6 protein-coding genes are annotated in these 7,627 nt (G+C 59.4%); 1 reads left to right on the top strand and 5 read right to left on the bottom strand.

Features of this window, described 5'->3' with window-relative positions:
- The 5 genes from selD to R6T97_RS10280 form a co-directional block, all read right to left on the bottom strand.
- A partial coding sequence (selD, locus tag R6T97_RS10300) for a selenide, water dikinase SelD (RefSeq protein WP_410349207.1) occupies positions 1–1,829 on the bottom strand: 1,829 nt, incomplete at its 3' end.
- A 24-nt stretch (positions 1,830–1,853) separates the two neighbouring features.
- The gene (locus R6T97_RS10295) at positions 1,854–2,411 is read right to left on the bottom strand and encodes a pyridoxamine 5'-phosphate oxidase family protein (protein WP_410349206.1); all 558 of its coding nucleotides are present in this window, start codon (positions 2,409–2,411) and stop codon (positions 1,854–1,856) included.
- Positions 2,404–3,432, bottom strand: a complete 1,029-nt coding sequence (locus R6T97_RS10290) for a lipocalin-like domain-containing protein (RefSeq protein ID WP_410349205.1) — start codon at positions 3,430–3,432, stop codon at positions 2,404–2,406. Before R6T97_RS10290 ends, R6T97_RS10295 begins: the two co-directional genes overlap by 8 nt.
- Positions 3,422–5,806: an FtsX-like permease family protein gene (locus R6T97_RS10285; protein ID WP_410349204.1), complete on the bottom strand. Its 2,385-nt coding sequence runs from the start codon at positions 5,804–5,806 to the stop codon at positions 3,422–3,424. Before R6T97_RS10285 ends, R6T97_RS10290 begins: the two co-directional genes overlap by 11 nt.
- Positions 5,803–6,459 (bottom strand): ABC transporter ATP-binding protein, encoded by a 657-nt coding sequence (locus R6T97_RS10280; RefSeq protein WP_410349203.1) that lies wholly within the window; start codon positions 6,457–6,459, stop codon positions 5,803–5,805. Before R6T97_RS10280 ends, R6T97_RS10285 begins: the two co-directional genes overlap by 4 nt.
- A 180-nt stretch (positions 6,460–6,639) precedes the next feature.
- Here R6T97_RS10280 and R6T97_RS10275 point away from each other — a divergent pair.
- A partial coding sequence (locus tag R6T97_RS10275) for an acetyl-CoA C-acyltransferase (protein ID WP_410349202.1) occupies positions 6,640–7,627 on the top strand: 988 nt, incomplete at its 3' end.

The following is a 7,627-nucleotide window of genomic DNA, read 5'->3' as shown; positions in this document are numbered from 1 at the left end:
TCAAGCACGGCTCCGACACCCGAAGCGTCACAAATTCCCCGCAAATGTCCTGCCAGACCAAACCCTGTGATGTCTGTCATCGCATGGGCCTTGCCCAGGATGGTCGAAGCGGCAGCCTGATCCTGGACCATCATGTCAAGACAGGCGATCACATCTTCTCCCTTAGCTTTGCCAGCCATCTCTGCTGCCATAATCGTGCCGCTACCGATAGGTTTGGTGATGATCAGCCTGTCACCCAGTTTTGCGCCCGCCAGCGTGATCGGATTTTTTGTCAGCCCCGTCACTGTGAAGCCAATGGTCAATTCATCGCCAAGTGACGAATGCCCACCAATGATCCTGCACCCTGCCTTGGCAAAGACCTCTGACGCCACAGTCATGATCTCGGCCAGCGTCCGTTTCTGAAGGTCCGCCGACATACGCGGCAAGATCAAACTGGCCGTCGCAGCCTGTGGCTTGGCGCCCGTCGCCCAGATATCGCCCAGCGCATGCACGGCCGCGATGCGGGACATCAAGACCGGATCAAGGGTCAGCGCGCGCAGGTGATCTGTGCTCATGACCTGACCGGGCTGCACCTCGGCTGCGTCATCGCCGAAATGGTCTATCAGCACGGCTTGCAAAGCCGCGCGTCCCACCTTGGCACCGCAACCACCGCACATCGGCTTGTCGCCCAAAGCGTCTTTCATACCAAGCGCCACGATGCGCGGCAGCTTGGGCGCGTCCATCTCGGGAAGCGCATCAAACTGGGCCATGAATTTGCGGTCGATATAGTCCTTGAGCTTCCACAGAAGCGGCCCTTCACGGGCGGTCCCGAATTTTTCGGCAAGCGCAGTCCGTGCCCCAACCGAAACAAGCTTGAGGTAATCGCGCTGTGGCTTGTAGGCGCGCAAATTGCCACCGGACAGGACCGCGCGGAGATTGTCGAAAAGCACCGGTGCTTCACGCACCGCATAGACGCCGGCCTTGGGGCGCGGATCATGGCTCAGGTGCGCGCAATCACCGACCGCAAAGATGTCTGACGCGCTGGACTGCAGGTGCGCATCTACGGTGATGAAGCCCTCGTGCAGATCAAGACCGGTCTGGCCGATCCAGTCATGTGGTTTAGCACCTGCTGCGCCGGTGGTAAAATCGCTGCGAATGGTGCGCCCGTCACGCAGGACCACACCTTCGGCATAGATTTCGGTGACTTCGGCATCTTCGATGATTTCGATGTCGTGGGCTATCAGGGCGGCCAGCATTTTTTGCCGCGCTTTGTAGCCGAGTGCTGCGAGCACGCGGCTGCGGTCGATCAAACGCACGGTTGGCTGTTTGTCCCGCAAGGCATGGGCCATCGCCAAGGCGAGTTCGGCCCCGGCGACACCGCCACCGATAATCGCAATCTGGGGTGCTTGGGCTTGGGCGCGAAACGCATCCCATCGGGACGCAAAGGTGCCCAATGGCTTGGCGGGGGTCGCGTGGGTCGAAAACCCCGGCAGGTCCGGCATCGCAGAGGTGATCCCGACATCGATGGCGGCCACATCATAGGCAACCGGCGGGCGACCTGCGACGTGGATGGTACGCGCGTCCTTATCAATGCCTATCGCATAGCCGTTGATGATCCGTGCTCCGGCAAAACGCGCCAGTCTGACCAGATCGATATCAAGCTCGTCCCGCGTATAGTGACCCGCCACAAACCCCGGCAACATTCCTGAATAGGGCGCAGTCGGTCCGGGGTTGATGACCGTCACCCGGACGCCGGGCAACGGATTCATGCCCCAACGACGCAAAACCAGCGCATGGGTGTGACCACCGCCAATAAGGACAAGGTCGCGGGTAAGGGGAAAACTGTTCATCAGGGCCTTCTAGCGGGCAAGCGTTCAGGGGGAAAGCCACTGTCCCTGCCAATGACCCATACGTGAAAAACTGACACGACGATGGTCGGCACCAAGGTGCACTGCATCAATGCCTGTCACGGTACACTGCAGCACGGCAAATGTCGCAGGGTCAGGGTCTTTGACGTAGTCCAAAGCGGTCTTGATCGGTGTGCCGGGGGCTGGCGTGACGCCATAGGATTGCCGGGCGTGATCGGGGATTCTGTCCCAAAGCGTACGGGTTTGCGCGCCGGAACTGATTGTCACCTCTGCCTGCAACCGGATTTGGAGGTCTTGCTTGGCGTCCCAGATATGAAGCGCCGCACGTGGATGGGCGCGCAGACTGTTGATCTTGTCGGAAAACAGGTCTGTATGAATGGTGATGGTGCCTGCATCTTGGTCGGCGGTGCGCAACACCACTGTGCGGGCTTCCGGCCAGCCATCGGATGAAACCGTCGCAAAGGTCGGACGACGGGCCGGATGCTTGGCGTCGGCCACGCCGCGACCCAGCGTGTTCCAGACCTTTGTCCAGATACCTTCAGTGGTTTCAAACCATTCACTCATAGCCTGTCATCTCCAAATATCCGGTGCCTGTGTGACTGCCCGACACAGTTACCGGCCCTTCCCAATAGGGCACGCTGGTGGTCATCCATGCGTCTTCATTGATCGCCGCAACAGTAACGTCCACATCCCGAGCCGCTAGTTCAACCCGCCAGCGCACAGGCACATCATCGTCATTTACGGCAAGCGGTGTCGCAACCAAAGCACCGTCTGTATAAGGCGTCGTCACCCCATCGGGCGTGATCCAAGTGGCAGAGGTAAAATTGTTGCCATCGGTCTGCTGCAACCGGAACCCCATCAGCTTGTTGCCATCGTCAAACGACAACGAGAACCAGTCCCAGCCGGTTTGGTTTTCTGCCAAGGGCTGCGAGGACCATTCACGGTCGAGCCATGCATTGCCACGCACAGCGGCATCGCCCTGAGGCAATTGCAACGTCCCTTCAATCGCAAAGAACGGTTGGGAATAATAGTAAGACGCCTGCCCCGCTGCAGACTTTACCGAATAACCTGCATCGCCATGAAAAACGAGCGGCCCTTGCGCGGTCAGTGCCATATCATAGGCAAAGTCAGGTCCGCTGGCGGTCATCCGCAATGTATTCCAGTCACCTGCAAGCACCCAGTCGTCGATCCACGCTTCAAACGGGTCCGCCACCACACCGGCCTGCCCGATCCCACCACGTGCAAGCCGTTCACTGACGTAATGATTTTCCTGTGTTGTCACAGCGGCATGACCCATCCAAAGCTGCGGAGTGCTCCATCCATCGCCGTCTTCTGGCGCAAGTGCCGAGCGGAAAAGCGTCCATTGGAGGCCGTAAGGCGTGCCGTCTTCCGCTGTCAGATTGGCCGTCAGATACCACCATTCAATCCGATAATCGGGGTGCGCGCCATGATCTGCGGGAAAGTCGAATTGTGGGTTTGGCTGCGGCACGGAAAAGCCTTCTGCATCCGTACCAAGCCCTGCAAAGCCTTGAGCAAATGCAGCAACAGGCAGGAGAAGAGCCAGCAAAAGCGCCTTAACGTTCATTGGAAAATACCTTGAGCAAATCAGCAGGCGGCGTGCGCGCCAACCGGCGTGCGGGCCAGAGTGCTGCCAGTGCCGCCGCCAGCAGTGCAAACAGCCCAAGGCGAGCATAGTCCAGCGGGAACAGATACATCGGCAGCTTCCACCCGAAGGCAGCGACATTCACCACGGCCAGCAGGGCCCATGCAAGTGCCAGACCCAGCGGCAAGGCCACAACCGATGTCAGCAGAGCCAGCATCACTGCACGCAACAGTTCCAGCCTTCCGATCTGGCTGCGCGTCATGCCCATCGCCCATACCGGTGCCAGTTGCGGGACGCGCATGGTGGCAAGTGTGAGAAGGCTCATTAATATGGCAAAGCCTGCAACTGCGAGAGTCAGGATATTCAGTGCCGTGGTCACCGTGAAGGTACGCTCAAAGATTGCCAGCGAAATCGCTTTGATGCCTGCCTGATTGACGGATTGCGTCGCGGGGATACCGGTCGCCGCCTCCAGGTCGGCCAGAAAAGCAGGCACGGTGTCCGGGTCCATACGCAACCCGAAATTACGCGGGGTGATGCCGGGGTAGAGGGTGCGGAACATCGCCTCGCCAATGACTGCCTGCCCGATCGGGTTGCCGTAGTCGCCATAGACGCCCGCGATGACAAAGGAGGTGCCCTGCAAGGTTATCTCATCCCCTACGTTCAGTTCGGCACGCCGCGAAAGCTGTTCGTTGATCAGAACGCCCTGCCCATCAAAGGTCACATCCCAAGGGTTTGCTGCCTGTTCCAAAAACACCCAGTTGTCACGATAGGTTGGGTGGTCGCGGGCGCCAAATACCTCGGTCGGTTGTCCGGCCACTTGCGTGTCCACGCTCTGGATCGGCAGGATAATGTCGGTGCGTGGTTCTGCGAACTGCACCAATGCCGCAGACTGCGCTTCGTTCTGGGTCCGGACATAGACTTCCGAAGCTAGGCGCTGGTCGAGAAAACCGGTAAACGTCAGCCGGAAACTCGATACCATCGTGGACACGCCCACATTTGCGGACATTGCCAATAGCAAGGCCATCAGCGCCAGTGACAGTCCGGGCAATTGCTGGCGCGTATCGGCCCAGAACCATTGCGCTGTGACCGATTTCGCCACTTTGCTGGCACCCGCAAGGATACGATCCAGAATAAGCGGCAAGGCAAGCGCAGCCCCGACCAAGAGCGCGGCCAGCAGTGTGAACCCGCCGATCAATCCGTTGGCGGTGAACACCATGACGGCCGCTATCCCCAAGAGGATTGCCGCCAAGATGCCTTGGATCACGGCCTTCCGACCTGCCGCCATCGCAAGGGCGCGCGGTTGTGCTGCGGCCAGTAACGGCATTTTCGCAATCTGGAAAAGCGCGCCACTGGCCGCAATTGCCGTACCGCCCAGCGCAATGGCCAAACCTGACAGCCACCATGAAGGACGCAATTGCAGCGTGCCGGAAACATCCGCGCCATAAAGCCCGCGCAGGGTGGCCGCGACATCGGGCAAAAGCAGCGCCGCAATGATGTAGCCAAGGGCCACACCGATCACACCCGAGATCAGGGCAAAGATCATCAACTCTGCCGCCATCAGAATGACCAACCTGCGCAGGGGCAATCCCAAGGCGCGCAAGGTCCGCACCACGGACCGGCGTTGTTCGAAGGCCAAGCCGATCGCGCCATTGACGATGAAGATACCGACCGCAAACGACAAAAGACCAAAGGCCGTCAGGTTCAGGTGAAAGCTGTCGGTCAGGCGCCCAATATCGCTGCCGCCCTGCGCTGGTTGCAAAGTGAGCTCAGGTGCAAGAACGCCAAGATCGGGACGCCCCTTGGGTTGCATGGGCAGGACAAGCAGACTGTCGATCCGGCCTGCCTTGTCCAGCAACCGTTGCGCAACACCGATATCGGTCACTGCTGTCGCGGGTGCCGCCTCTGGCGTAATGACCACCGAAAGGTCGGGAAGTTGCGATGCGGTCTCTGCGTTTGCAAAAAGCTGGCCATCACCGGACAGGAATGCCGTGATATCGCCACCGTCAACTGGCGCAACAGGTCCGATGCCACGAGGCGCAGTCAGCGGCTCGATCCCGACGATGCGCACCCCGTCCAGACGTCCTTGCACCACAGGGCTGACCAGCCAGCCGGCCCGCCGCAATGCGATATAGGTGTCTTGCAGCATCGGTTGTCCGTCACGCCGGACAAGCCGGTCGTATTGCCCCTCACCAAGGGTAGCTGCGGCTGCGTCATAACTGGCGCGCGCCTCGGCGTTGACGGCTTGCACCCCAGACCAAAGCGCAGTGGCCAGCGCCAGTCCGGAAAGCAGCGTGAACAATTGCAACGGATTGCGCCACCAATGCGACAACAATGCCTGCAAGGTTGCCCGTGTCATGCCACCTGCCCCGACCGGAGATGCAACCGCCGCGACATCCGCCCTGCAAGTGCGCTTGAATGGGTGACCAACAGAAGACCTGCACCGGTTTCCGAAACCAGTTCCAGCATCATGTCAAGAACGATGTCTGCCGTCGCCTCGTCCAGATTGCCGGTGGGTTCGTCGGCCAGAACAAGGCGTGGCTTGGCGGCCAAGGTGCGGGCAATCGCAACGCGTTGCTGCTGCCCGCCTGAAAGCTGTTCAGGATATTTGTTCAGATGCAGGGTCAGGCTCATACGGTCCGCCAAAATAGCGTCCCAGTTCGGATCATGCCGTCCGGCAAGTCGGGCCTGAAAGGCGATATTGTCGGCAACCCGTAAACTGGGGATCAGGTTGAATTGCTGAAACACGACCCCCACCGTGCCGCGGCGCAAGGCGGCGCGTCCGGTATCATCAAGGGTCGCGATGTCTTGGCCGTCAAGACGGATGTGGCCTTGATCCGGTGTGTCCAACCCGCCAATAAGATGAAGCAGCGTGCTCTTGCCGCTGCCGGACTCGCCCGTCAGCGCCAGCGTTTCACCCGCGCCCAATGTCAGATCAATACCGCGCAGCACTTCGAAAGGGCCATCGGCGGTCTGATAGGTTTTGTGAATATTCTGAACGGTCAGCAACATGTTTTCGGGCCTCTGCGTCAGAGGTAACACGCCCGCGCCGGAAGGAAACGCCCCCTGCGGCGATTAGGGTCAGGGCAATGCAGGGGCAGGCACGGATTTTGGCGTTTTACCATCACGTTTTCTCTGGTTCTTTTTGAACGCTACAGTAGGGTTTTGCCCAGTCTGAATGGAAAGCCTGATATGACCGATATCGTAATTCTAGGCGGTGCCCGCACGGCGATTGGTACTTTTGGTGGATCTTTAGCCGGAACTTCCCCGATTGAATTAGGCACGATCACCGCCAAGGCCGCACTGGAACGCACAGGCGTGGACGCAGCGCAGGTAGGACATGTGGCGTTTGGTCATGTCATCAACACCGAACCCAAAGATATGTACCTTAGCCGCATGGCCGCGATGAATGCGGGTGTGCCTGAAACAACGTCCGCGATGAACGTGAACCGCCTTTGCGGGTCTGGTGTGCAGGCGATCATTTCGGTGATGCAGTCGCTCTTGCTGGGTGACGCTGATTTCGGTCTTGCGGGTGGTGCCGAAAACATGAGCCGTTCGCCCTTTATCATCTCTGATCAGCGTTGGGGCGCGAGGATGGGTGATATCGTCACGCGGGACATGATGCTGGGTGCGCTCAACTGCCCGTTCGGGACAGGGCATATGGGTGTCACCGCCGAGAACGTCGCCGGCGAGCATGACATCAGCCGCGCAGATCAGGATGCATTTGCCCAGCAAAGTCAGGAACGGGCGGCTACCGCAATCGAAGCCGGTTACTTCGCAAGCCAAATCACCCCTGTATCGGTCAAAAAGCGCCGTGAAGTGGTGGATTTCGTCACGGATGAACATCCCAAGGCAACGACATTGGAGACCCTCTCCAGTCTCCGCCCCGTGTTCCAGAAAGACGGGTCTGTGACGGCTGGCAATGCATCCGGCCTGAATGATGGTGCGGCAGCAATTGTGCTTGCGACAGCGCAAGCGGCTGAAAGCGCCGGTCTGACACCGAAGTTCCGTATCCTGGGCTATGCCCATGCCGGTGTGCGCCCTGAGGTGATGGGGATCGGTCCCGTGCCTGCGGTCAACAATTTGCTGGTCAAGACCAAGCTGACGGTAAGCGATTTCGATGTGATTGAATCCAACGAAGCCTTTGCCGCGCAAGCGCTCGCCGTTTCCAAAGAATTGG

It is taken from the genome of Yoonia sp., assembly GCF_046498525.1.
Taxonomy (GTDB): Bacteria; Pseudomonadota; Alphaproteobacteria; order Rhodobacterales; family Rhodobacteraceae; genus Yoonia.
Note: the sequence above shows the minus strand (reverse complement) of the source record. Positions and strands in the feature narration are given on the sequence as shown.